Annotated in this window: 27 protein-coding genes; 11 read left to right on the top strand and 16 right to left on the bottom strand. The window is 32.1% G+C overall.

Features of this window, described 5'->3' with window-relative positions:
• Positions 1-36 precede the first annotated feature (36 nt).
• The 4 genes from LQ679_RS04880 to LQ679_RS04865 form a co-directional block, all read right to left on the bottom strand.
• Positions 37-570 carry a ComF family protein gene (locus LQ679_RS04880; RefSeq protein WP_204173367.1) on the bottom strand — a complete coding sequence of 178 codons (534 nt, stop codon included), beginning with the start codon at positions 568-570 and terminating at the stop codon, positions 37-39.
• 146 nt (positions 571-716) lie between these two features.
• On the bottom strand, positions 717-2,003 hold the full coding sequence (locus LQ679_RS04875; protein WP_239762209.1) for a DEAD/DEAH box helicase family protein: 1,287 nt from the start codon (positions 2,001-2,003) through the stop codon (positions 717-719).
• A gap of 54 nt (positions 2,004-2,057) precedes the next feature.
• A complete protein-coding gene (gene fakB1 / locus LQ679_RS04870) occupies positions 2,058-2,924 on the bottom strand; it encodes a fatty acid kinase binding subunit FakB1 (protein ID WP_037588743.1) in 867 nt (288 codons plus the stop codon).
• Positions 2,925-3,056: 132 nt separating this feature from the next.
• Positions 3,057-3,512, bottom strand: a complete 456-nt coding sequence (locus LQ679_RS04865; protein ID WP_239762208.1) for a hypothetical protein — start codon at positions 3,510-3,512, stop codon at positions 3,057-3,059.
• Between the two features lie 80 nt (positions 3,513-3,592).
• On the opposite strand from LQ679_RS04865, the gene LQ679_RS04860 reads away from it, so the two are divergent.
• A complete protein-coding gene (locus LQ679_RS04860) occupies positions 3,593-4,243 on the top strand; it encodes a YigZ family protein (protein ID WP_025904518.1) in 651 nt (216 codons plus the stop codon).
• Positions 4,244-4,249: 6 nt separating this feature from the next.
• Here LQ679_RS04860 and LQ679_RS04855 read toward each other — a convergent pair whose 3' ends face one another.
• Positions 4,250-5,305: a glycosyltransferase family 4 protein gene (locus LQ679_RS04855; protein ID WP_037588739.1), complete on the bottom strand. Its 1,056-nt coding sequence runs from the start codon at positions 5,303-5,305 to the stop codon at positions 4,250-4,252.
• 256 nt (positions 5,306-5,561) lie between these two features.
• On the opposite strand from LQ679_RS04855, the gene gdpS reads away from it, so the two are divergent.
• From gdpS to pepT, 4 genes are all read left to right on the top strand, one after another.
• Positions 5,562-6,632: a GGDEF domain-containing protein GdpS gene (gdpS, locus tag LQ679_RS04850; RefSeq protein WP_037588737.1), complete on the top strand. Its 1,071-nt coding sequence runs from the start codon at positions 5,562-5,564 to the stop codon at positions 6,630-6,632.
• Between the two features lie 98 nt (positions 6,633-6,730).
• Complete coding sequence (locus LQ679_RS04845) at positions 6,731-7,498, top strand: threonine/serine exporter family protein (protein ID WP_037588735.1); 768 nt, start codon at positions 6,731-6,733, stop codon at positions 7,496-7,498.
• A 13-nt stretch (positions 7,499-7,511) separates the two neighbouring features.
• Positions 7,512-7,976 (top strand): threonine/serine exporter family protein, encoded by a 465-nt coding sequence (locus tag LQ679_RS04840; protein WP_025905428.1) that lies wholly within the window; start codon positions 7,512-7,514, stop codon positions 7,974-7,976.
• Positions 7,977-8,012: 36 nt separating this feature from the next.
• Positions 8,013-9,239 (top strand): peptidase T, encoded by a 1,227-nt coding sequence (pepT, locus tag LQ679_RS04835; protein WP_159315305.1) that lies wholly within the window; start codon positions 8,013-8,015, stop codon positions 9,237-9,239.
• A gap of 49 nt (positions 9,240-9,288) precedes the next feature.
• Here the strand turns inward: pepT and LQ679_RS04830 are convergent, their stop codons facing one another.
• Both LQ679_RS04830 and ytxJ read right to left on the bottom strand, forming a co-directional pair.
• Positions 9,289-10,410, bottom strand: coding sequence for a glycerate kinase (locus tag LQ679_RS04830; RefSeq protein ID WP_037588731.1), 1,122 nt, complete (start codon positions 10,408-10,410; stop codon positions 9,289-9,291).
• 101 nt (positions 10,411-10,511) lie between these two features.
• Positions 10,512-10,832, bottom strand: coding sequence for a bacillithiol system redox-active protein YtxJ (gene ytxJ, locus LQ679_RS04825; protein WP_025905425.1), 321 nt, complete (start codon positions 10,830-10,832; stop codon positions 10,512-10,514).
• Between the two features lie 176 nt (positions 10,833-11,008).
• Between ytxJ and LQ679_RS04820 the strand changes: the two genes are divergently transcribed.
• On the top strand, positions 11,009-11,242 hold the full coding sequence (locus LQ679_RS04820) for a hypothetical protein (RefSeq protein ID WP_025905424.1): 234 nt from the start codon (positions 11,009-11,011) through the stop codon (positions 11,240-11,242).
• 43 nt (positions 11,243-11,285) lie between these two features.
• Here LQ679_RS04820 and LQ679_RS04815 read toward each other — a convergent pair whose 3' ends face one another.
• Positions 11,286-12,173 carry an EMYY motif lipoprotein gene (locus tag LQ679_RS04815; protein ID WP_037588729.1) on the bottom strand — a complete coding sequence of 296 codons (888 nt, stop codon included), beginning with the start codon at positions 12,171-12,173 and terminating at the stop codon, positions 11,286-11,288.
• Positions 12,174-12,269: 96 nt separating this feature from the next.
• Between LQ679_RS04815 and LQ679_RS04810 the strand changes: the two genes are divergently transcribed.
• Positions 12,270-12,791: a GrpB family protein gene (locus tag LQ679_RS04810; RefSeq protein ID WP_037588727.1), complete on the top strand. Its 522-nt coding sequence runs from the start codon at positions 12,270-12,272 to the stop codon at positions 12,789-12,791.
• A gap of 69 nt (positions 12,792-12,860) precedes the next feature.
• Positions 12,861-13,778: a UDP-N-acetylmuramate dehydrogenase gene (murB, locus tag LQ679_RS04805; protein ID WP_025905421.1), complete on the top strand. Its 918-nt coding sequence runs from the start codon at positions 12,861-12,863 to the stop codon at positions 13,776-13,778.
• A 44-nt stretch (positions 13,779-13,822) separates the two neighbouring features.
• On the opposite strand, the gene LQ679_RS04800 is transcribed toward murB, so the two are convergent.
• The 8 genes from LQ679_RS04800 to nrdI form a co-directional block, all read right to left on the bottom strand.
• The gene (locus tag LQ679_RS04800) at positions 13,823-14,860 is read right to left on the bottom strand and encodes a ferrated catecholamine ABC transporter substrate-binding lipoprotein SstD (RefSeq protein ID WP_159315307.1); all 1,038 of its coding nucleotides are present in this window, start codon (positions 14,858-14,860) and stop codon (positions 13,823-13,825) included.
• A 102-nt stretch (positions 14,861-14,962) separates the two neighbouring features.
• Positions 14,963-15,763, bottom strand: a complete 801-nt coding sequence (locus LQ679_RS04795) for an iron ABC transporter ATP-binding protein (RefSeq protein WP_037588723.1) — start codon at positions 15,761-15,763, stop codon at positions 14,963-14,965.
• Positions 15,760-16,725, bottom strand: coding sequence for an iron chelate uptake ABC transporter family permease subunit (locus tag LQ679_RS04790; RefSeq protein ID WP_037588720.1), 966 nt, complete (start codon positions 16,723-16,725; stop codon positions 15,760-15,762). Before LQ679_RS04790 ends, LQ679_RS04795 begins: the two co-directional genes overlap by 4 nt.
• Positions 16,715-17,686 carry an ABC transporter permease gene (locus tag LQ679_RS04785; protein WP_025905417.1) on the bottom strand — a complete coding sequence of 324 codons (972 nt, stop codon included), beginning with the start codon at positions 17,684-17,686 and terminating at the stop codon, positions 16,715-16,717. Before LQ679_RS04785 ends, LQ679_RS04790 begins: the two co-directional genes overlap by 11 nt.
• Before the next feature lie 126 nt (positions 17,687-17,812).
• Complete coding sequence (locus tag LQ679_RS04780; protein ID WP_025905416.1) at positions 17,813-18,229, bottom strand: FixH family protein; 417 nt, start codon at positions 18,227-18,229, stop codon at positions 17,813-17,815.
• A gap of 150 nt (positions 18,230-18,379) precedes the next feature.
• Entirely contained in the window at positions 18,380-19,351 is a 972-nt protein-coding gene (gene nrdF, locus LQ679_RS04775) for a class 1b ribonucleoside-diphosphate reductase subunit beta (protein WP_025905415.1), read from the bottom strand.
• Positions 19,352-19,379: 28 nt separating this feature from the next.
• On the bottom strand, positions 19,380-21,485 hold the full coding sequence (gene nrdE, locus LQ679_RS04770) for a class 1b ribonucleoside-diphosphate reductase subunit alpha (RefSeq protein ID WP_126476669.1): 2,106 nt from the start codon (positions 21,483-21,485) through the stop codon (positions 19,380-19,382).
• Positions 21,448-21,846 (bottom strand): class Ib ribonucleoside-diphosphate reductase assembly flavoprotein NrdI, encoded by a 399-nt coding sequence (gene nrdI / locus LQ679_RS04765; RefSeq protein ID WP_037588716.1) that lies wholly within the window; start codon positions 21,844-21,846, stop codon positions 21,448-21,450. The genes nrdE and nrdI overlap by 38 nt, the downstream gene beginning before the upstream one ends.
• A gap of 375 nt (positions 21,847-22,221) precedes the next feature.
• Here nrdI and LQ679_RS04760 point away from each other — a divergent pair, with 375 nt between their 5' ends.
• From LQ679_RS04760 to LQ679_RS04750, 3 genes are all read left to right on the top strand, one after another.
• Positions 22,222-23,106, top strand: coding sequence for a DMT family transporter (locus LQ679_RS04760; RefSeq protein ID WP_037588714.1), 885 nt, complete (start codon positions 22,222-22,224; stop codon positions 23,104-23,106).
• Positions 23,106-23,606, top strand: coding sequence for a preQ(1) synthase (gene queF / locus LQ679_RS04755; RefSeq protein ID WP_037588713.1), 501 nt, complete (start codon positions 23,106-23,108; stop codon positions 23,604-23,606). Before LQ679_RS04760 ends, queF begins: the two co-directional genes overlap by 1 nt.
• Positions 23,607-23,904: 298 nt before the next feature.
• The gene (locus LQ679_RS04750; RefSeq protein WP_239762207.1) at positions 23,905-25,419 is read left to right on the top strand and encodes a peptide MFS transporter; all 1,515 of its coding nucleotides are present in this window, start codon (positions 23,905-23,907) and stop codon (positions 25,417-25,419) included.
• The last annotated feature ends 755 nt before the right edge of the window (positions 25,420-26,174 follow it).

Here is a 26,174-nt window from a genome sequence, read left to right as displayed (position 1 = left end):
CCTTTAACGCTCAATTTCTCTTGTGTTTCTTCCTACTTATATTTTATCATTATTTACCGCTCTTGCAAATGTTAAGGCATCTATTTTTCTGATTTTTCTAATAAATAAAAGTTCTGCTAAGCGGTGAATTGTTAACCCTGTTGTATAAATATCATCTATGAGTAATATTCTCTTATTTTCAAAGTCTATGTCTTTATTTATTTTAAATGGATTATGCTGAAATGACCTTTTTATTTTAGTTAATTCTGATTGCTTTTGCCTTTCTTCAGTTTCATAAATCTGCATATATTTAATTTTTTGATTATCCAACACGGTTGTTACATGATCGAATGTTCGCTGTTCTAACTTATTAGGATGAATGGGTGCCGGAATTACGTAATCATAATGCTTAAATAATTTCGGCGGTAATTGAAATACTTGATTGAGTGCAACATCCCCATTTAACTTATATTGTTGTATGAGCGCTTTGACAAGACCATCATAGTCATACAGTGTATAGAGTTGATTAATCAATGTATACTTATTTGAAAGCCACTGACAATCTAGACAAGTTTCCTCTTCTTCAGACATTATTTTTAAGCATCTTTTGCATCGTCTTGTTTCATGATTAAATGTTAAGTGATTGGCACATTGCTCACATATTATAGATTGCCTTGAAAAAAGATTTAGCAAATCGATCACTTCATTAATATGATTTTGACAAATTATGCACCTATTCAAATTAACCATCCTTTCTCTCGTGCTAAATTATTCATTGCAATAATTTCTCGTTTCGCCTGTATCATATTTCGTGTGATACCTTCGTGATAACACAATACCTTGCCGCTTGGACAAGATAATTTTCGACCTACACGACCTGCAATTTGAATGATGGCACTGTTTGTAAACTTTTCTGTGTGCACAATGACGACATCTAGTTTTTCTAGCGTAACGCCTCTTTCTAATATTGTCGTCGTAAACATAATGTCTATTTCATCATTTCTTAAACGTGTCACCTTTTCGTGCCTCATCTCATCATGACTGGATACACATTCAATTTTTGAAAAGTAGCATTGAAACACTTTAAATATTTGTTCCATATAATCAATATTATGAAAGAAGACAAATGTCTTTCTATTTTGTTCTATTTGGGATTTAAGAAACGCAAGTAACTTCTGATTGAGTTTATTTTCTTTAATGTTATTAAATTGAAATTCTGGAACTGGTAATGGATGTTTGTGATATCTTGCGGGGAGTTTAATTATTTGATTGTGATTAAATATAGAAAGAAGTTGTTTGTTAGGCGTTGCAGTTAAATAAATATGACTAGATTGCTTTGAAGAAGCTTTTCGAATGGTATGCATCAGTTGATTATCCATTTCTAACGGAAATGCATCTACCTCATCAACGATGACCACATTAAAATGTCCGTCATAGCGTATAAGTTGATGGACAGTCGATACGACAAACGAACTGTTAAACTGAGCGAATTGTCCTTCATACATTAAATCAATGTGTTCATCTTTAAATGCGTTTATTAGCCTTAAATAAACTTCTTTCACGACATCTACTCTTGGTGATACAACTGCAACATTCATACCATTTTTTCGAGCTTGCGATATACCTTCAAAGATCATTTCTGTCTTACCTGCACCTGTCACAGCATGGAGTAATAAATGTTCTTGCTTTAAAATAGCGTCTTTAATTTTAGAGGATGCGAGTTGTTGCTGTTCACTTAATTCAAAATCCAACTGATAACGACATTCTGATACTTCATGCAAACTCTCAATGACATAAATATCTTTACAACTTTGAACTTTACCAAGTGCAATACAATATCTGCAATAGGTTGTAATTTGCTCGCAATGGTGGCAAAAATACTGATAAAACAATGATTGTTCTTTGTTACCACACTGATTACATATATATTTACCTTGAACTAAAGACACGCCAGGTTTAGTATATTTAACTTTTTCAGTCGTTATATCATTTAAATCTCGGCATATACGTCCGTATAATTTCATACTAACCTCCATAAAAAAGCACAAAAAGCCTCGGCTTTTTGTGCTGTAGTTATATTATATACTTAAATCTAATTCGGTCGTTGTGAATCCTAAACCTAATGAACCTTCTCCTAAATGCGTCCCAATTACTGGTCCAAAATAACTCATAATAATTTGTGCATCAGGGAATTGTTCTTCAACTTGCGCTTTCCAAGAAAGTGCTGTCTCTTTATCATTTCCTTCAATAATAACAATAGATAAGTTTTTATAACCTTCAACTTCTTTAGCTAATTGTTCTTCAATACGTTTCATTGCTCTTTTCTTTGTTCTCACTTTATCGTAAGGGACAATTTTAGTATCAACGAAGTGTAACAATGGTTTCACTTGTAACATCGTACCGACTAATGCTTGTGCACTATTTAAGCGGCCACCTTTTTTCAAGTTATTTAAATCATCTACTATGAAATATGCATTTGTTGTTTGTTTCATATTCTCTAATTGTTCTAGAATATTATCAATAACTGTCATACCTTGCTCGATAAGCTGAGCTGCTTTTAAAGCATAGAAACCTTGTACTGAACAAGAGATTTCAGAATCAAATGCATGTACGTTTATACCTTCTACCATATCGTTTAACGTCACAGCTGTTTGGTATGTACCACTTATACCACTTGATAAGTGAACTGCAATCACATCTGTATATCCTTCGTCTCTCAAACTCTCAAGTAATTCCACATATTGACCCATAGCTGGTTGAGATGTTGTCGGTAATTGTTTTTCATTTCTCATTCTTTTATAGAAATCTTCTGTACTTATCTCTGACAATTCTTTATAAACTTCATCATTAAATATAACATTAAGCGCAATTGTTCTAATATTATATTTATCTATATATGCTTGATCTAAATATGCTGTTGAATCTGTTATAACAGCAATCTTCATAAAGTTATCCTCCTTGATTCTCTTCCATACTCATCATATCTAATTCTTGGTTATTTGAAAAGAAGTTTATAAACTAAATTGCTGCCTGTGCCATTTTAGAAAATTTATATGTGCCGTCCTTTTTAACAAGCGTCACAACTTCGTTAAATGTTTTTTCTCATCTTTACTTCCATTCTTAGGATGAGCTGTTGTTTCCACATTATAGAATACAACCACTTGATCTTTTTTCTGTTCTAAAAACTTAATATTGGATATTTTTTTATCAAATTTATAACTTTTCAGTGTATCTTTCAACACTTTTTCTTCCTCTTTAACGTCTAGTTGTTTTGAATCTGTGTCAATTGTTTTAATGTAAGCTTCTACATCACCTTCATTTAAAGACTTTCTATTTTTTTCAATAGCTTCTTTGACAGCTTTTTCAGTATCTTTATTTACTTGAATCGTATCTTTCGGATTTCCTTTTTCATCTAATAGGACACCTTGACTATCGTCCGCTTCGTCAGTCGTTTGCTTTTCTTCTTCTTTTGACCCACAAGCAGCTAACACGATAGACAACACTAAGCACAACATCAATAATTTATTCTTCAATTCATACAATCCTTTCCCGACTAATTTCAATAGTATATAATAATCGTAACAGATTACGATGTAAAGGGAGAAGTATTAACATGGCAGAAGGACTAATTACAATCAAATCAGCACATGAAACTGAAATTGTCATTAATAAATCGAGATTTATCGCGAGCATTCATCCTGCAGAAACTGAAGAAGAAGCGAAAGCATTCATACAACAGAAGAAAAAGGAACATCATGATGCAACACATAATTGCTCTAGCTATGTTATCGGTCCTACAATGCTTATCCAAAAAGCAAATGATGATGGTGAACCATCAGGAACAGCAGGCGTGCCTATGTTAGAAGTATTAAAAAAACAACAACTCCATAATGTAGTTGTTGTCGTTACAAGATACTTTGGTGGTATTAAATTAGGCGCAGGTGGATTAATTCGTGCATATGGAAGTGCAGTCAGCCAAGTTATTAAAGAAGTCGGCAGAATTATTTTATTAGATGCAATACCGTTCGAAGTAACATTAGACTATGATCAAACAGGACGTTTCGAACATGAGTTACAACAAACTGATTATCAACTAGTAGATACTGCATATACAGACAAAGTAACATACACCATACATGTAATAGCATCAGAAGAAGAACCATTTATAGATTTCTTAAACGAAGTCAACCAAGGTAAGTACGAATTAAACAGACAAGATATCATCGCACTACCATTTCCATATAATAAAGAAGAAGAACGCTAATCGACATTAGCGTTCTTTTTTATACTTTGTTCTTGTTAATAAATTTAATATTGGTCTGTAATTTACATTTACGAGTCCTGTAAATTCTACGATTAATTCTATTGTTATTAATATCATAATAAACATCATTAATACGCCGTATGGTGGTGATAAATAAAGGATGACACTTGATATGCTGAATAATATGGCAATCATATAGATTAATATGACGGTTTGCCTATGTGTATAACCTAAATCTAATAATCTATGGTGTAAATGCGATTTATCTGCTTGAACGATAGATTGACGATTATGTAGTCTACGTATTACTGCAAATAACATATCGATGAATGGTACTGCTAGTATAACCATTGGGAAGAATAGCGATATTAATGTAATGTTCTTAAAGCCTAATAGTGATAACACACCAATTATATAACCTAATAGTAATGCCCCACTGTCACCTAAGAATATTTTAGCAGGATGTGAGTTAAATACTAAGAATCCTAATAATGATCCTATTAACACACTACATATCATCATGATAAAGATGTTCTGCTGTAATATTGCGATAAATCCTATTGTTACTAAAGCGATACATGATATGCCTGAAGCTAAACCATCTAAACCGTCTATTAAGTTGATTGCATTCATTACTGCAACAACCCAGAAGATTGTCATTGGAATACTAAATATTCCAAATTCAATTACTACACCAAATGGTAATGTAATAAAATCTAATGTGACGTGGTTAAAAACGACGATTAAAGATACAGCAATTTGACCTGCTAATTTAACAAGTGGTTTCATATCATACAAATCATCTACTAAGCCTATAATATAGATAACAATCGCACCTAGTATAATAGGAATTGTTTCATGTTCTACTGGTTTCCCCCACCATAAACCGATGAGAAAAGATATTAAAATGACTGAGCCACCTAATACTGATACGGGTTTAGTATGAACTTTTCTAACGTTTGGCATATCAACAGCACCAATTTTAATAGAAAGAACGATAACTAAAGGTGTTAGTATTAAACTTACAATCATAGTTAGTAATATTAGTTGTAAAGTAAACATTGAGTCACCTTCATTTTGTAGTTGCACCGAATTTGATTAAAACATTACTTCTAGAATATCAAAATTTCATTCTACATGCTATAAAAAGAATAGTATACCACATTTTTGAAATCAAATATTTTTACGTATAAACTAGCTTTATACGCAAACATGTGAAAAAAGAAACTTTTTTAACAAAATAACCTGTTATATCGTGACAAAAGCAATCTAATAGATTACAATATCATATGGCTTACTAAATGAAGGATGGTGTTAAATGATACAAGCAATTATATTCAATATATCTGTAACTATTGCAGCATTTTATCTATACCATCGAATACAATATAGCGAAACGAGAACTGTGACTTTTTCACAAAATTATATCACCATCTTAATGACGGGTGTTTCAATATTATTAATATCTAATCCTATACAGTATCATGACTATGCATTCTCTTTAAGTTTTATACCTATTCTCTTCTTAGGAAGATTTACTAATTTATTTTATTCTGTTTTAAGTGCCGTAGTTATTGTACTATTTGACATATTTGTAATGGGTACACCTTTTTTAGAAGATATCCATTTACTGATTATTGCAATTGTTGTTGGGATGATAGGTCCTTTTCTTAAACAAAGTGATTTCGTGAGTATTCAATTATTGTATTTAATCAGCATTATGATTATTGCGATAACACTTATCTTTTTAAATCCTGATGCATGGCTCAATGAATGGTTGTTTCTTGTGCCAGTTTCCTTTATCCTAAGTATTATTAGTGCAAGTGTTTATAGAGACATTTGGATCTTGAAAAATTTAATTTCAAGATATGAAAATGAAGAATCCGTTGATTACTTAACAGGTTTAGGAAACGTTAAAGAATTCGATCGTTATTTAAATAAGACGACTGAACAAATAACTGAACAAGACCAATCTATGGCATTATTATTGATTGATATTGATGGATTTAAAGACGTGAACGATGCGTATTCTCATAAGGCTGGAGACGCTGTCTTAAAACAAATGTCGCAATTGTTAATCAACTATTTACCTAAAGATGTTAAAGCTTTTCGTAACGGCGGAGAAGAATTTTCAATTATTCTTGTTGGCGAAACATTAGATAGTGCTATTAAATTAGCGGAAAGCATTAGAGATAGCGTTCAACAATCTACTTTCCACTTACCTAACAAAGAAACAATTAAACTATCTGTTTCAATTGGTGTAGGCTATTTAAGTGAACAAGATAACAAATCGAAACGTCGCGTATTTAAAGATGCGGATGATATGTTACATGAAGCCAAATTACAAGGTCAAAACAAAGTAATGTTCAATCCAATTATTAAGTTATAAACTGAACATAGAATTGCCTCTAGCAATTCTATGTTTTTTGTTGAATTGTTTTTAATTTGATTATTTACATAAAATTCAATACGAAACTGGAGGTTACTATGGAAGAGATACAAGACTTCACGATTATAGATGAAAATAAAATCATTGATGTTGTCATGACTGCCGGTCGCATACTTTTAGAAAGTGGCGCAGAAACATATCGAGTTGAAGATACAATGGCAAGAATCGCTACAAGTTATGGTTTAGAAAATACACATAGCTTTGTAACATCTACTGCGATTATATTCTCGCTTAATGACAGAACAAACACACGTCTGATTAGAATAGATGAACGTACGACAGATTTAGAGAAAATTTCTTTAACAAATCAAATATCACGTAAGATAGCTAACAATGAACTCACGATTGATGAAGCTAAATCAGAACTGATCCATTTACATCATGCTTCATTACAATTTCCATTTTGGTTAAAAGTATTAGCTGCAGCGATAGCATCAGCCTGTTTCTTACCAATGTTTGGTGGTAAACAAGCTGAAGTCATCCCTTCATTCATTGCAGGTGGTGTTGGCTATTTAACGATGTCCCTCGTCCATAACACGATTAGAATTAAATTCTTCACAGAATTTATTAGTTCATTAATTATTGCTACAATCGCAACCATTAGTGTGAATTTCTTTATTGGCGTGAATTTAAGTTTAATTACAATCGCGTCTGTTATGCCACTTGTACCAGGTGTCTTGATTACAAATGCAATCAGAGACTTAATGGCAGGACAGTTGCTTGCAGGTATATCTAAAGGTGTAGAAGCGGCACTTACGGCATTTGCTATTGGTGCTGGTGTCGCAATCGTATTACTACTTAGTTAAGGAGGTGCTTTAAATGTTAGATTATATATATCAAATTTTGTTAAGTTTTACCGCAACGTTATTTTTCTCTGTCATTTTTAATGCACCTAAGAGACTATTAATAGCATGTGGTATTGTTGGCGCGATGGGCTGGATGATTTATACCATTTCGTTAGACTTTGGCATCGATAAAGTACAAGCATCATTCTATGGTAGCTTTGCCTTAGCGTTAATGAGTCATATTATGAGTCGTTATTACAAGCGTCCAATGATTATCTTTATAGTTGCCGGTATTATCCCTCTCGTTCCAGGAGGCTTAGCATATGATGCAACTAAAAACTTAGTTATCAATAATTATGATGTTGCCATTAATACAACACTACAAGCGACACTTATTTCTGGTGCGATCGCGTTTGGTATTTTATGTTCTGAAATCATTTTTCAAATCTATGTCAGAGCAAAGCATTCTTTTGCTTCTAAGAAACAAAAAAGCGTATAATAAATAACGTAAATAGATGTAAAGGGAGCGAGCAATTTGAAACAACGTCTAATTGATCGATTAACAAGATATGTAAAAGTAGATACACAAGCTGATGCAGCAAGTGAAAGTACACCATCTACTGAAAAGCAATGGGACTTAATCCGTATGCTTGAAGAAGAAATTAAAGCATTAAATCTTGAAGTTGACGTAGACGATAAAGGGTATTTAATGGCCACTTTACCGTCAAACTCAGAAAAGGATGTACCTACTATAGGGTTATTGGCACATATTGATACGTCTCCAGATTACCATGCATCAAATGTTAATCCTGTTATTGTAGAGCAATATAATGGAGAAGATATTACACTCGGTAATACTGACAAAGTATTAAGCACGAAAACTTTCCCACAACTTGAAAAAGTGATTGGTCATACATTAATGACAACAGACGGTACAACTTTACTAGGTGCTGATGATAAAGCCGGTGTCGTTGAGATTATGGAAGCGATCATTTACTTATTAGAACATCCTGAAATTAAACACGGCAAGATTAGATTCAGCTTTACACCAGATGAAGAAATTGGTAGAGGTCCACATCATTTTGATGTTGAACGATTTAACGCTGATTTTGCTTATACTTTAGATGGTAGCCTAGAAGGCGAATTACAATACGAAAGCTTTAATGCCGCTTCTGCAGTCGTTGAAGTTAACGGTGTAAACGTTCATCCAGGTTCTGCTAAAGACGTAATGGTTAACGCTAACACTTTAGCAATGGCATTTAATGATCAATTGCCAAGTGATGAAGTACCTGAACATACTGAAGGCTATGAGGGCTTCTATCACTTATCTGACATGTCAGGTACAGTTGAGAAAGCAACGCTACAATATATTATTCGCGATCATGATAAAGCACAGTTCGAACGTAGAAAAAATCATTTATTAGATATCGCAAAAGTATTAAATCATAAATATGATCAAGAACTGATTACTGTAACAATCAAAGATCAGTATTACAATATGGGTGAAAAAATCAAGCCACAACCTGAACTTGTGAATATACCTGAGAAAGTCATTAAATCATTAGGTATGACACCTATTATTGAACCTATTAGAGGCGGTACAGACGGTTCACAACTCTCATTCATGGGATTACCAACACCTAATTTATTTACAGGTGGCGCAAACTTCCACGGACCGTACGAGTATGCTTCCATTGATGTTATGGAAAAAGCAGTCCATACAATAGTCGGTATCGTATCAGAATTTGAACAACAGTCTTAAAACAATATATAAGAGCCTGAGACAATTACAGTGTCTCAGGCTCTTATTTTTATATATTAGCTTTTAATAATCTTAGCGATTGTGTAGTTAAATGTCTTAAAGCTATACCTAATTCTAAATCACTCATTGAATATTGATCTTTATTAAATACTTTATACATAGCTGTTACATCTTGTTCTAAGTATTGATCAAACTTTTCATCTGTTGCGCATATCGCAATATTGACTTTTTGATATTTGTTACAAAGTTCAGCAATTCTAACAGACGTCGTTTCTAACAATTGTTGATTAGGTTTCAAACCTTCACCGAAAACGATTAAGTCAGCTTGTTCAATCAACTTATCTAAATAAGTAAGCTCATTTACGACGTCTCCACCTGTAACAAGTTGCGCGTCCCATAGACTATTAAACAAGGCAGCTAAGCCACTTCCTGCACCACCGCGTTCTTCTTTACCTAATAAGATTTTATGTTGGCTCTTAAATAGTTCACTTATATACCATAAAGCATTATCAATTGAGACAGCATCTTCAACAGCAATTTGATTGATTGCTTGTTCTTTCATGATGCGACTATTCTTACCATAATACTTCGATTCAAAGTCTGTTATGACTTTGATATTTTTATCTTTTAACCTTTTATCTAAATCATATAAATCAATTGTTCTTATATATTTAATCCATTTAGCACCTTTGCTAACATCTATAAAACTACCTTCAGCATCAAAGAATTTAGCACCTAATGCTTGTAACATACCAAGTCCACCGTCGTAACTCGCAACATCACCGACTGAAATTAGCATCTCTTTGCTGTCTTCATCCAGCGCTTCTAAAATCACTTCTCCTAGTCCAAATGATGAAGTTTCAAGTGGTTTAATAATATCCTCACTTGACGTTAAGACTTTACCCGCTTCTATAACGATGATATCTTTCTCTGTTACTACATATGAAGACGACTTTGGTCTCATATAGGCGTCATGATGGTCCACTGAATATTTAGTGCCAGATTGCCATAATAATACTGAATCTATAACTTCTCTTTGACCATTAAATAATGGGACTTGTACTATATCTGCTTCATTAAATTGAGACTTTATTGCTTCTTCGACAAATCGATTTGCATGGTAACTAGATAAAATACTATCAAACTCATCCATCGCAACTAATACTCTCATAATTTTCACCTCATGCTTTTTATCTTAATTCATTATACTGTTTTTTACTTCAATTAACAAAAAAACAAACAGTCCAATCAGACTGTTTGCATATGTTTCACTTACTCTTCTGCTTTCGATAAACTTGCGACTGTGATATTTTCATGATCTGCATCCCATTCAGCGTTACCATTAACAAAGTAAAATGCTTGTGGGGATTCATGTTTGATTCCAGTTTTATCAGCTATATAATCAGACAATTCTCTTTCTTCTTGAACAATTAAGTAATAACCATCCATATCTCTTTCATATAAGAATTTGTTAAATTGATCATATGCACTTGCTGAAATAGGACAAGTACTGCTATGTTTCATAACAAATACGTTTGGATTATCATTGAGTACTTTTTCAAATTGATCGATGGAAGTTAATTTCACGACCATTTTAATTCACCTCTATCATAATTTAACCAATACAATTGAACACTATATCATTTATCCATTTATATGGCAAATTCTATTTTTAATAATTATCTTTATTATCTTTACCCGTAATCTATAATATTAACCACAAGACAATTTTGGTATACTTGTTAATATATATTAAGGAGGTGCGAAATTTGTCCAAAAATACTTCACCCGTACTTATTAAAAGATGGGGTATGATTGATACGATCAATGCATGTTTACTTATTATTTCTGTCTTATTTTTATTTGATTTTAAAAACCAACCTGCATTATCGTATATTCTTGTAATAGCATTTTCTATATGGTTCATTTCACTTATAGGTAAAAATATATATTTATCAAAACGCAACAAAGACAAACCTAAAGATCCAATTGATAAGCAATAAAATAAAACACACCGATTACATAAAACAATGTATTTGGTGTGTTTTATTTATCTAGTCTATCTATCGCTTTGTTGTACTTTTCATCTTTACCTAAGTAACTAAATTGCGAACTTACGCCATTTTGTACTTGGACTTTTTGAAGTTTATCTTCAATAAGAATACCTTTTTTACGTTCTTTATAGTAATTAATTAAAGTATAATACACTTCAATTTGAGCTTGTCTCATCTCATTGACACGTTTAGATGAAATATTCGTTTGATTCAGTGATTTAATGTTTTTAGAAAATAGCGGGATAATATCTTTCTCAATATAGTCCGCTCTATCTTGCACATTTTGAGTATCATTTAAATATTTAGCTTTCGTACTTAATTCTTCACTATTCTTATCAATAACAGAAACAAGTGCATCATAATCTTCTTTATCTTCAGGATTATTTTTAGCTAATTTAGCATTTTTCTCTGCATCTGATTTATTCTGTTCGAATACATCTGTATAGTCTAATATTTTCTCATTAGATTGGATGGATTGTTTAAATAATGAAATGTACTCATTTAATTCTTCTAACGTTTTTTCTTTCTTTGCTATATTACTCATGTAAATATTATGAGCATCTTGAACCTCATTTGTGCTTACATTTATATTATGAGCTTGTTTACTAAGATCTTTAACTTCAGGTATAATTTGCTTTTCAAGTTTATCTTGAAGTTCATTCAATTCTTTGCGTTTTTCAACTGTTACTTCCGTACCAATAAGTTGATCTAACTGATTTAATCTTAATTTATCTATATCTTTCAGAATTGAATTCTCTTTTTTATAAATAGGTTTCATTTCCCTTTTATACTTTTGAAGATCTGAATGTAATTCGTTACCACAAGCTGCAATAATTAAAACAAGAACAAATATCATTAAATAAAATAATTTAATTTTCATCATTGCACCCCTGTTTCACTTGTATTATACATAATTTCATGGATAATGAAAATGTTATATAGTATATTCATGCATGGATTTTAGAAAGGAGCTATTATGCTTAAACTTCCACAACCCTTTATTCAACTACAATCATCAGATGATTTTAAACTAAATTTTGAAAGTATTCAACAATTATTAATACATTTACTTGATACGCCAGTGATAGATGTATTCCATATCGGTGGTACGAAACAAACACAATATGTTACAGAACCCATCGTAGATGTACTTGTTACAGTTAAGTCTCTTCACGATATAACAAGCCTTGATGAAAAAAGACTCAATTATCACCGCATATATCGATTACATAATGGTTACAATAAAAAAGTCATGATGGCTCAATTCCAAGACATGATAAGCTTGAAGCAAACAGCACGTTTACATATTGTTGAACAAAACAATCAAATGTTATATGATTATTTAACTGTAGAGTCACTTTTAACAAATGATATAGATGTCATACAATCATTTGAATCATTTAAGAAAGCTGCTTTACTTGAAGCAAATAGTATAAAAGATTACGAAGCTCAAAAACAAAAATGGTTTCAACAACTTGTTCAAAAACATAAAAAATAACCCATTCGCTTAAGATGATAAATCTTGATATAATAATGTGAGAGCATAATACAGAAAGGACGTCGTGCGTTGGAGAATCATACAATTTTGGAGGAGCTTTCTAAATTTCTCCCAAAATCCCTTATAAAAGTAAATGAGCCACTTAAAAAATATACTTTTACAAAAACTGGTGGCAATGCAGATTTCTACTTATCACCTACTTCATATACAGAAGTACAAAAGATAATAGAATTTGCTTATAACAATCAAATTCCACTTACATTTTTGGGGAATGGTTCTAATATTATCATCCGTGATGGTGGTATAAGAGGAATTGTTATAAGCTTATTACAATTCGATCAAATAACGGTGAAAAATCAATCTATTACATGTGGAAGTGGTGCAGCAATTATTGATGTTTCAAGACGTGCAAGAGATCACCATTTAACTGGTTTAGAATTTGCCTGTGGTATACCTGGATCTGTCGGTGGCGCAGTATATATGAACGCTGGTGCATATGGCGGTGAAGTCAAAGATTGTATCGACCATATTAAAGCAGTAGATGATACTGGTCAGTTGCATATCATTAAAGGTGAAGACTTAGAATTGGACTATCGTACAAGTATTGTTCAACGTAAACACCTAGTCGTACTAGAAGCAACTTTTAAATTGCAAGATGGTGATATTCATTCCATTCAAGCTACTATGGATGATCTTACACAACGTCGTGAAGATAAACAGCCTTTAGAATACCCTTCATGCGGAAGTGTGTTCCAAAGACCACCAAACCACTTCGCAGGTAAACTTATTCAAGACGCTGAATTACAAGGCCATAGAATAGGTGGCGTAGAAGTTTCTACCAAGCATGCTGGATTTATCGTTAATGTCGATAACGGAACAGCTACAGACTATGAGAACATCATTAAACACGTTCAAAAAGTCGTTAAAGAAAAATTTGGTGTAGAACTTAAAAGAGAAGTTCGAATCATCGGAGAACCTTTAGAGTAAGTAAAAAAGCATGGGACATCGCGTCCCATGCTTTTCTTATGTTATTATTCTAAACCTTTAATAACTTCGTCTACTTGTTTTTCAGTTGTTCTTACGCCACCTGAAGCTAAGTACCATAATTGTGCATCTACGTTAACAACTTTATTGTTTTTAACTGCATCTACATCTTTAATTACGTCGTTTGATAATGCTTGCTTAGCAGTTGATTTACCACCGATTGCTTGACCTCTGTCCATAGCATAGATGATTCCAGGGTTTTTCTCATTGATATATTCATAACTGATTGGTTGTCCGTGACTGCTTGCTTTAATATCTTTATCTACTGGTGTAACACCTAATACATCAAAGATTAAGCTACCAAATCTAGCACCTGGACCGTATGTAGATAATTCACCTTCGTTAACTAATAAGTACATTGCTTTGTCGTCTGATTTTTTAGCTTTATCTTTAGCAGATTTTACTTTTTTATCTAAATCAGCATTTAATTCTTTTGCTTTGCTTTCTTTGTCGAAGATTTTACCTAAGTTAGTTGTGTTTTCTTCTACTGATTCTAAGTAATTGTTATCATCTGCGCCAATGTATAAACGTGCTGCATCTGGTGCTGCTTTTTTCAATTCATCTTGTACTTCAGTTCCAGCTGTACGACCAGAGAATAAGATTAAGTCTGGTTGAATTTCTGCAACTTTATCGTAGTTTACTTCTTTAACTGAACCTGTGTTTACAATGTCGTCACCTTTAAATGCATCTAAGAATTTTGGTAATGATGCGCCACCTTCACCTTTAGGTACACCTTTAACTGCATCTTTAGCACCTAAAGCTTCAACTGTATCTAAAGCACCGTAATCTAATACTACAACTTTTTTAGGGTTAACTGGTACTTTTACTTTTTCTTCTACAGTTTTTGAATCACTGCCATCTTTCTTTTCTCCACGAACTTGATATTTCGATTGGATTTCTACTGTTTTAGACTCACTCTTAGTATCATCTTTTGATGATTTTTCTTTACTACTTGAATTACTTCCACATGCTACAAGTACAACTGATAATACTGCAATTAAAATAAAACTGAAAACTTTTTTCATTATCGATGTCTCTCCTTCAAATATTATGATAAATTATGTGTCCAAAACCCTATTGCCCAACAAACTACGAACATCACTCCTTTCAATGTGATATCAATTTTGCTACATAGCTAATGTTTTAATTTCTTCTTCTTCGATGTATTCATCATCAAAATAGACACAAATACGTTGACCATTAATTTCTTGAATTTTAATTTCTAAGTCATAAATGTCACGTAATACATCTTCATTAATAACATCGTTTTTAATACCAGCGATTTCAACTTTACCTTCTTTGATCGCGATAATTCTATCTGAATAGCATGAAGCAAAATTAATATCATGTATAACAATTACAATTGTCTTGTTCATTTCTTTCACAAGTCTTCTTAAGATTTTCATAATCTGTACAGAATGTTTCATATCTAGATTGTTTAATGGTTCATCTAATAGAATGTATTCTGTATCTTGAGCTATCGTCATCGCGATATAAGCTCTTTGTCTTTGACCGCCTGATAGCTCACTTAAGTATTTATCTTGAATTTCAGTGAGTCCTAAATAATCTAGCGCTTTATCAATCATATCTTGATCGTCTTTTTTTAATTTACCTTTTGAATATGGAAATCTTCCGAAACTCACAAGTTGTCTTACTGAAATCTTAAGTTCTGTATGATTAGCTTGTTTTAAAATTGCTAGCTTCTTAGCAAGCTCATTACTTTTCATTGAAGCGATATCTTGATCGTCTATCGTAATTTTACCGTTATCTTTATCGATTAAGCGGCTAACCATAGCTAAGACCGTACTTTTACCTGCCCCGTTTGGACCAATGAATGATGTGATTTTCCCTTTTTCAATTTCTATATCTACTTCATCAACAACTTTATGATGATGATAAGCTTTTGTTAATCCTTCGACTTTAATCATGCTACATTACGCTCCTTTAAAATTAAGAATATAAAGTAAATGCCACCTATAAAGTTAATCATGATGCTGATTTCTGTATTACCTTCAAACACGTGCTCCACGACCCATTGACCTAAAAATAAGCTGATCCAACTGATGAGTATTGAAGCCGGTAATATGTATTTATGTTCGAATTCTTTGATGAATTCATGTGCTAAATTCACGACAAGTAGACCTAAAAATGTAATGGGGCCAACGAGTGCTGTTGAAATTGTAACAAGTAGTGCAACCATAACCATCAACCATCTCGTTACATTTGTATAATTAACACCGAGGTTAATAGCTTGATCTCGCCCTAATGACAATACATCTAAGTAGTTCTTTATCTTAAAAGCAATGAATATCATAATTAATAAAACAATGCCTGATATCGTAAGTAAACCTTCATTTATTGCACCAAAGCTTGCGAACATTGCACTTTGTATTGATAAGAATTCTTCAGGATCTATCATCATTTCAATAAAACTAGATAAACTTGAGAAGAATGTTCCAAAAACAATACCTAATAGTAATATGAAGAATACATTTTGATCTTTAGACCTAAACAATATTTGGAATAAGAATAAACTAAATAGAATCATACCTACCAATGTAATTAAAAAGTTAAGATGATTATTGAGTACGACAGTCGATGTGGAACCAAATAAAAATATTAAAGACGTTTTAATAAACATATAGACTGCATCTAAACCAATTATGGATGGTGTTAAAATTCTATTATTCGTGATTGTTTGGAAAATTACCGTTGAAACTGCAATACTGCCACCTACTAATAACATTGCGATAACTTTTCTAACACGTCCGGTTAATTGATACTCCAATATATTAGGATTAATGTTATAAAGTAAATAAAGTGCTGCAATTAATAGCGTTAACACAGATAAAAGGATTAATTTATGTACGGGGGTTAATTTATTGAGCATTTCTAGAACGTCCTTTCATCAGCAATACTATAAATATGAAACTACCAATAACACCTATTGTTAAACCAATTGTAATTTCATAAGGGAATATAATTAATCTTCCAATAACATCACAAATCATCACAAACAATGCACCAAATACTGCTGTATGCGGCAATGCATTTTTCAAATGATCTCCTCTGAATATTGAAACTAAGTTAGGAATAATTAATCCTAAGAATGGCATCATACCAACTGTTACAACAACAAGTGCTGTAATAATTGATGCAATGATAAGTCCAATATTGACGACTTTTTGATAATTAAGTCCTAAATTCACACTGAAATCTTTACCCATACCAGCAATCGTAAATTGATTCGCAAATATAAACGCTAAAATCAATAACGGAATACTAATGTAAAGAATTTCATATCTACCACTTGTAATAATTGAGAAATTACCTTGCATAAAATTACCAATACTTTGTACAGCATTTGTACGTAATGCAACAAAAGAAGAAAAACTCGACACAATGTTTCCGAGCATGATACCAACTAACGGTATAAAAATAACATCTTTAAATTGAATTCTACGGAGAATTTGCATAAATAGCATTGTTCCAAATAAGCTTAATAATGTAGCAAATAATAATTTAAGTAGTATATTGGCTTCTGGAAACGCGATAAGAGAAATTAATATACCTAATCTCGCCCAATCCATTGTCCCTGCAGTTGTTGGAGAAACGAATTTATTTCTTGTTAACTGTTGCATAATCAGTCCACAAATAGCTAATGAACTCCCTGAGATAATAATACTGACTGTTCTCGGAATTCTACTCGACACTAAAATGTTCTTCTGTTCGTCAGTTAAATTTAATATATGTAAAGGTTTTACTTCTGAAACACCTATAAAAATAGAGAAGAACGTTGCAATTACTAATAATATAATCAAAACATCTAAACGCATTAAAAACTTTCCCATGACACACCCTACTTCTCTTTAGTTGATAACGATTATCATTATCTCTATTGTAATGAAGAATATGACTAAATGCAATGCTATTTATAAAAAAGAGTGATGGAATTAAATTCCATCACTCTTTTATAATTATTTTATATTAATGTCTTTGTTTGGCATTGTGTGTTGATCTCTAGCAGTAACATGACTTGTTACATTGTATTGACCCGCTTCTTTAAATTTATATTTTAAAGTATACACACCATCTTTATTTTCTTTAACTTTCTTCATTTCTGAAGATTTTTTATCCCCATCTTTAACGATTTCAAACATCACTTCATCTGCATCTTTTACTTTTTCATCACCAAGTGTCACTTTTGCAGAAAGCTCTACTTCTTCACCACTTTTAGCTTCTTTAGGCACATCTAAAGCAACTTCCAAAGCTTGAGGTTTATCAGAAGACTTATGTTCTGAATGATGATGCTCATCCTCTTTCTTGTCATTTCCACATGCTGCTAGCACAGAAATGACCAATACAGTTAATACCCCTAGTAATATTCTTTTCATGAATATAACCCACCTTTCAATATATTATCTTCATTATAAACAATAAATATCACATAAATTCCAATAAATATTGAAAAATATGTTAACTTTTGATTTCTCATAAAAAATAGCCTAGGACAAGATACATGTCCTAGACTACTACTTAATATTTTACTTTTCATCAAAGATGAAGTCTTCATCTTTAAGTGCTTCTACATTTAATGCTAGTACATAACCGTCACCTTTAACACTGAAGAAGTCATGGTTTTTAGTACTTGTATTTAATGCATTCTCAATAATTGGGTTGAACGCTTTTTCTTCGTAATATGGTTCAAATCCTAAATTAGCTAATGCTTTATTCGCATTATATGTTACGTAGTTCATAACATCATTTGTTAATCCTATTTCATCATATAATGTTTTTGTATATTCGTATTCATTCTTATAGAGTAAATCAAGCATACGATACATTTCTCTATCCGCTTTAATTTGTTCGTCTTGTGACAATTCATTTTTTAAACTTTGTGCATCTAGTCCAGTAAATACACCGTGGATAGATTCATCTAGTAAAATTTTACGGATGATTTCTCCTGAAGTTGTCATACGGCCTTGTCCAGCTAAATATAATGGATAGTAGAAACCTGAGTAGAATAAGAATGTTTCTAAGAACACACTTGATACTCTTGCCATGTATTGATCATAAATTGAAGCTTCTTTACCCCATAATTTATGATAATTACCTACGATCATTTCTGATTTATATTTCAAGTGTGGTTCTTCAACAACCCACTTATCTAATAATTCATTTGTTTCACTAGATGGTAATAATGTCGTGAATATATGTGAATAACTTTTCGCATGTATTTGTTCCATCATACCCATAAATGAATACACTGCTTTTTTACGTAAGTCTTTAGTATGCATCATGATTAGAGGCATGCCATCATCAGCTTGATGTGTATCTAATCCAGTAAGACCAGCTAATGCCTTTTTAAAAGCATTTTTTTCAGGTTCTGTTAATGTTTCCCAACTTGCTATATCTTTAGATACTTTAAATTCTGACTCAACCCACATTTGTGAGATGTTTTGACGCCAAAACATATTCGTCATATCTTCTTGTGTATTCCAATTTACTGCCTTCATATTAGATCTCCTATCTTAATTAAATTGATTAGATTGCGCAACTTGTACATTCTTCAACGCTTAATAATTTATTTCGTGTATAGTAAAGTGATTTTAAGCCTTTATGGTGAGCATATACGTATAATCTTGAAAGTTCACGTGTTGAAATCTCTGAATTTACATATAAAATTGTAGAAATACCTTGGTCTACATGCTCTTGAATCGTTGCAATTAAATCAATTAATTTCATTTGATCTGTATTAAATGCTGATTTGTAATACCACATTGTTTCAGGTGATAAGAATGGCATTGGGTAAAATGTTTCTGCATTACCATATGTTCTTCTTTCAATTTGGTCAACAATTGGCATAACAGAACTTGTCGCATTTTGTACATATGAAATACTTTGTGTTGGTGCAATAGCAAGTCTATATGCATGGTATAAACCATGTTCTTTAACAGCTTCTGCTAATGCTTTCCAATCTTCTGTAGTTGGAATATCGAAACCTTCAAATAATGCCGCAACATTATCGTATTCAGGTTTAATATCTTGTTGGATATATTTTTCAAAGTATTTACCTGAAGCGTAATCAGATTTGTCGAAATCTACATATGTTTCTTGTCTTTCTTTCGCAATTTCCATTGAACGTTCAATAGAATAGTAGTTCATCATCATGAAGAAGACATTTGCGAAGTCTTTAGCTTGCTCTGATTCATAACCAATTTTGTTTTTAGCTAAGAAACCGTGTAAGTTCATAACACCTAAACCTACAGAATGTAACTCATTGTTTGCTTTTCTTACACCTGGTGCATTTTTAATATCTGTATCATCAGATACAACTGTTAAAGCATCCATACCAATATGTACAGAATCACGGAATTTCTTAGATTCCATCACGTTTACAATATTTAATGAACCTAAGTTACAAGAAATATCACGTTTGATTTCATCTTCAGTTCCATAATCGTTAATAATTGACGTTTCTTGTAATTGGAATATTTCTGTACATAAGTTACTCATTTTGATTTGTCCGATATTAGAGTTAGGATGTACTTTATTCGCATTATCTTTAAACATCAAATAAGGATAACCTGATTGTAATTGCGTTTGAGCAATTGTATTTAACATATCACGTGCATCTTTAGCTTTTTTTATGATATTAGGATTTGCAACTAGCTCATCATAATATTCATCAAGATTAATATCATCTAGTGTCACACCATATTCACGTTCAACAGTATGTGGTGCAAACATATAGAAATCTTTACCTTCTTTAGCTAAATCAAAGAATTTAGATGGAACGATTAAACCAGTAGAAATAGTAGATAATCTAATATCTTCATCTGCGTTCACTTTTTTAGTATCTAAGAATTCTAATACATCATAATGGAAGATGTTTAAGTATACTGCACCCGCACCAGGTCTTTGGCCAAGTTGATCAGCATAACTAAAGCCACCTTCAAGTGATTTAGCAACTGGTAATACCCCTTTAGCGACACCTTTAATGCCTTTAATAGCTTCACCACGTGCACGTAATTTAGATAAGTTGATTGCTACACCGCCACCAATTTTACTCAATTGTTTAGCTGTTGAATCAATAAAGTTAATTGAATTTAAGCTATCATCTACTTCTAATAGGAAACAACTTACTAACTCCCCACGTCTAGCTCTACCAGCATTTAAGAAAGTTGGTGTTGCAGGTTGAATACGTTGTTCAATCATACCTTCAACAAATTGTTTAGCTTGTTCAACATTACCTTTAGCTAAATATAAAGAAACAATAATAACGTGTTCTTTATATGTTTCAAGGTATTCTGATTTATCATTAGTCTTCAAAGCGTAATCTTTGAAGAACTTACTAGCTGACATGTAACTTGCAAATTGAAAAGGAATTGAATCTGCAAACTGGTTAATCTCTTTTAATGATGCCTCACTATATTCTTTAAATAAGTCATAATAAAAGTCTTGTTCAACTAAAAAGTGTAAGCGTTCAATAGGATCATTGAATTGAATTGTTTTTTCTGCAATTTCTTCTAAATATACTTCTAATGCTTCTTGATCTTTTTCAATATCGAAAAAGCCGTCTTCTCTTCTCTTTGTTACTTTATTGTTTAATTCAATATGATTTTTCTTTTGCTTGTTTATCATTTTCATAGAGATTAACCACCTTTTCCTTAAATTCATCTGCTATAGCTTGGTTACCGTGTAACTCAAATTTCATCAATAAAGGGACATGATATTGATTCGCGATTTCTTCACTAGCTTTCGCGAAATTCTGTCCCCAATTTCTATTTCCACTACCTGCTACTGCTTTAAGATTATGATGATTCACTTTCAAAAAATCTTGTACAGTATCAGGTACTTGGCCAAATCCAATTGTACCTGTAACCATTATAAATGGTTCATTTATTTCATTTGTCTTGTTTGCCTCAGTGAGAGCCATTGTGTCAGACAATCCTGCTCTCTGTATGAACCGTCGTACATTACCAGTTAAAGAGTAATAAATTATCTTCATAAACTTTCACCTACCACATGTAAATGCTTATTCAACTGTATAAATGAAATAAAAAATACAAAAAAATGAACACTTTATTCATTTTTATTTCAAATGCACAAAACACAAGATATAGTGTTACGTTTTATAAGCACATACTATATTATGTGATTCATTATAGCACTTTAAATGATTCATAACACTTATAATACCTTAAAAATTTTAAAAAAATAGGGTTGACTTTCTCCTTGTTTCGACTAAGCGTTGCTATATCAACATTTGAAAATTGCTTTCATAAAAATTTATTTGTCGAAAACAATCACCGAACAAGTCATATACTTTTTAAAGTGAATTATGATAATATATGTTCATTGATAAAAAATAGAAGGTGTTTACATGAATTCCACAGTAAAAGGAATAATTGCAATACTCATTTCTTCGATTGGTTTTAGTTTAATGGCAGTATTCTTCAGATTATCTGGTGACTTACCAGTTTTTCAAAAATCACTTTTCAGAAATCTCATCGCAATGATTGTACCGATTTACTTTGTCATGAAGTATAGAGCACCATTTTTCGGTAAATTAGAAAATCAACCGTTACTCATTTTACGCTCTACACTTGGACTTATTGGTGTATTACTCAATATTTATGCGATTGATCACATGGTTTTAAGTGATGCGGATATGTTAATGAAATTAAACCCATTCTGGACTATACTACTTTGCGCGATATTTTTAAATGAAAAAGCACGCAAATATCAAGTAATTGCAATGATTGTAGCGATTCTTGGTGCATTGTTTATAATTAAGCCTACATTTGATTCAGATATGATGCCAGCAATTATCGGTTTATTATCTGGAATTTTTGCTGCAGGTGCATATACTGCCCTACGACCTTTAGGACAACGTGAAAAATCATATACAACAGTATTTTACTTTTCATTCTTTTCTACGGTCGCATTAATTCCATTTGTCATCTTTACATTTGAACCAATGACACTTTCACAAGTCATCATATTATTGTTATCAGGTGTCTTTGCAACAGTTGGTCAATTCGGTATAACAATTGCCTATAGTTTCGCAGCAGCAAAAGATATTTCAATATTTGTATACGCATCTGTCATATTCAGTGCCATACTTGGTTTCATCTTATTTAAAGAAATACCAGATTTACTCAGTTATCTAGGATACATTATTATATTCTTAGCAGGCTATTACATGTTCAAGAAAGCCCAAAGAAATCCTAAACCTAAAGAAGCAATTAATAAAGGAGAATCATAATGTCAGAGGGAAGAAACAAAGACGAATTAAAAGATATTACGTTATTAGGGAATCAAAACAATCAATATCATGATCAATACAAACCTGAAGTATTAGAAGTGTTCGACAATAAACATCAAGGTAGAGATTACTTTGTAAAATTCAATTGTCCAGAATTCACTTCTTTATGTCCTATCACTGGACAACCTGATTTTGCGACAATTTATATTTCATATATACCAAACGTCAAAATGGTAGAATCTAAATCATTAAAATTATACTTATTCAGTTTTAGAAACCATGGTGATTTTCACGAAGATTGTATGAACGTTATTATGAATGATTTAATAGAATTAATGGATCCCCATTATATAGAAGTTTTAGGTAAATTCACGCCACGCGGAGGTATTTCTATAGACCCTTATACAAACTATGGAAGACCAGGTTCTAAATACGAAAAAATGGCAGAGTATCGTATGATGAACCACGATTTATATCCTGAAAATATAGACAACAGATAATAATTCAATATATATAGCCGAGTCATATTCAACATGACTCGGCTTTTAATATACATAAATTTCACATTTCAAAACATATTACTCACCAATTAAGAAAACGCTTACAAATTTAAAAATTTGTTCACATTTATTTTAAGCCTTGCCACTATTGACGCTATTATTTTTAATAGTCATTATTGTAAGAATATTGTTAATCTTTACCTTGTGTTTATTTTGCGAAAGCATTACAATTTAACATGTGCTAATTTTAAGTACATCTATAAAATTGAATACAGTTTATTATGAGGGGAAGTAAAAAATGGGTAACAAACATTATACTAAAGAGGAAATTATCCAAAGTACACCACGTACAGGTTTCTTTGGTCATCCTAAAGGCTTGGCTACATTATTTCTTACCGAATTCTGGGAAAGATTTAGTTATTATGGAATGAAAGCTATTCTTGCCTACTACATTTACTATTCAGTAGCAAAAGGCGGCTTTGGTATTGATCAAGGTTTAGCACTTCAAATCGTCTCAATCTACGGTGCACTTGTTTATATGAGTGGTGTTATCGGTGGATGGATTGCTGATAGAATTACTGGTACACGTCATGCATTATTCTACGGTGGAATACTCATCATGATTGGTCACATCTTATTATCACTACCAAATAATTTTACATTGCTATTAATCGCGCTATTATTCTTAATTATTGGTACAGGATTATTGAAACCAAACATTTCTTCTACAGTAGGTTTATTATATGAAAAGAATGACCCAAGAATGGATTCAGCATTTACTATTTTCTACATGTCAATCAACTTAGGTGCTTTAATTTCACCATTATTAATCGGTTGGTTACAAGTAAACGTAGGCTTCCATGCTGGTTTTGCAGTAGCAGCAGTTGGTATGTTCATCGGTTTAATCATTTATTTCATCACAAACAAGAAATATTTAGGTTTAGCTGGTATCGAAGTACCCGATCCATTATCATCTTCTGAAAAGAAAAAAATGATCAAAATTGTTGGTATCACTGTCGTAATTATCGCAATTGTTTGTTTCATCCTAAGTCTATTCGGACAATTAACATTGCCTAATTTCGCAAACTTTATTTCAATACTTGGTGTTGCTCTACCAATTTACTATTTCGTAAAAATTTCATTAAGTAAAAAGACGGAAGATTATGAACGTACACGTGTATATGCATATATACCATTATTCATTGCAGCAGTAGCATTCTGGATGATTCAAGAGCAAGGTTCTACAGTATTAGCACAATTTGCAGATACTAAGACACAATTAAGCATGGCTAAATTAACAGGTGGCGCAATTGATTTTAATATACCAGCAGCTTGGTTCCAATCACTTAACCCATTCTTCATTATTATTTTAGCACCAGTGTTCTCAGTATTATGGGTTAAATTAGGTAAATTCAACCCACCTACTGTTTATAAATTTGCAATAGGTGTATTCTTAGCAGGACTTTCATATATTATTATGGTCGTTCCATTATCAGATACATCAACATTAATTAACCCAGTTTGGTTATTTGCAAGTTTCTTATTAGTAACATTAGGTGAACTTTGTATTTCACCAATCGCATTATCAACAACGACTAAATTAGCACCAAAAGCATTCACAGCTCAAATGATGAGTGTTTGGTTCTTATCAAACGCTATGGCTCAAGGTTTGAATGCTCAAATGGTAAAAATTTATACAAGTATTAGTTCAAATGATTATTTCTTATACTCAGGTATATTCGCTATCATCATTTCAATCATCTTACTTGTAGCAAGTCCAAAAATTAAAACATTAATGGCCGGCGTAAAATAAGAACTAGCCAATTACGAGGTAAGGACAACAAAAGTTGTCCTTGCCTTTTTTAGTATTAAGAAAGTTTTGATTGGTGGGAGTTAGAATTCTGTAACTTCCATTATTCTGAATTGTGGTAATTAGAATCCGCTAACTTCCATTATTTCGAATTGTGGCAGTTAGAATGCTGTAACTTCCATTATTCTGAATTGTGGTAGTTAGAATCGGCTAACTTCCATTATTTCGAATTGTGGTAATTAGAATACTCTAACTTCCATTTTTCTGAATTCTGGTAATTAGAATGCTCTAACTTCCACTATTTCGAATTCTGGTAATTAGATTGCTCTAACTTCCACTATTTCGAATTCTGGTAATTAGAATGCTCTAACTTCCACTATTTCGAATTCTGGTAATTAGGTGGACGCTCTCTTACGGACATTTCTCAGAATTCTGTCCCTAACAGCATCTCTTACGGACATTTCTCAGAATTCTGTCCTTAACACCACCTCTTTCGGACATTTCTCAGAATTCTGTCCCTAACAACGCCTCTTTCGGACATTTCTCAGAATTCTGTCCCTAACAATACCTCTTATGGACATTTCTCAGAATTCTGTCCCTAACAACCTCTCTTACAGACATTTCTCAGAATTATGTCCCTAACACCCTCTCTTACGGACATTTCTCAGAATTATGTCCCTAACAACGCCTCTTACGGACATTTCTCGGAATTCTGTCCCTAACAACCTCTCTTACGGACATTTCTCGGAATTCTGTCC

The sequence above is a fragment of the Mammaliicoccus sp. I-M35 genome (genome assembly GCF_022386455.1).
Taxonomy (GTDB): Bacteria; Bacillota; Bacilli; order Staphylococcales; family Staphylococcaceae; genus Mammaliicoccus; species Mammaliicoccus sciuri_A.
The sequence above is the reverse complement of the archived record's forward strand: the minus strand, read 5'-3'. Positions and strand labels throughout refer to the sequence as shown.